The organism is Borborobacter arsenicus (assembly GCF_003934165.1).
Classification (GTDB): domain Bacteria; phylum Pseudomonadota; class Alphaproteobacteria; order Rhizobiales; family Rhizobiaceae; genus Pseudaminobacter; species Pseudaminobacter arsenicus.
Window position 1 is genome coordinate 1 of sequence record NZ_RKST01000116.1, and the last position, 335, is coordinate 335.

Consider the following 335-nt stretch of genomic DNA (forward strand, 5'->3'; position numbering starts at 1 on the left):
ACCCCAGTCTTTGCCCGCGACCTCAAGGCCAATGGCGCCATGACGGTGCTGCTCAAGGATGCGCTGCAGCCCAATCTGGTGCAGACGCTGGAGAACAACCCGGCCTTCGTGCATGGCGGCCCGTTCGCCAACATCGCCCATGGCTGCAACTCGGTGATGGCGACCTCGACCGCGCTCAAGCTTGCCGACTATGTGGTGACCGAAGCCGGCTTCGGCGCCGACCTGGGCGCCGAGAAGTTCTTCGACATCAAGTGCCGCAAGGCCGGGCTGAAGCCTTCGGCCGCCGTCATCGTGGCGACGGTGCGGGCGCTGAAGATGAATGGCGGCGTCAAGAA

Annotated in this window: 1 protein-coding gene; it reads left to right on the forward strand. The window is 64.8% G+C overall.

The features are described from left to right. Positions 1-335, forward strand: a 335-nt coding sequence (locus EET67_RS25460; RefSeq protein WP_128628930.1) for a formate--tetrahydrofolate ligase, incomplete at both ends; no start/stop codon positions are given.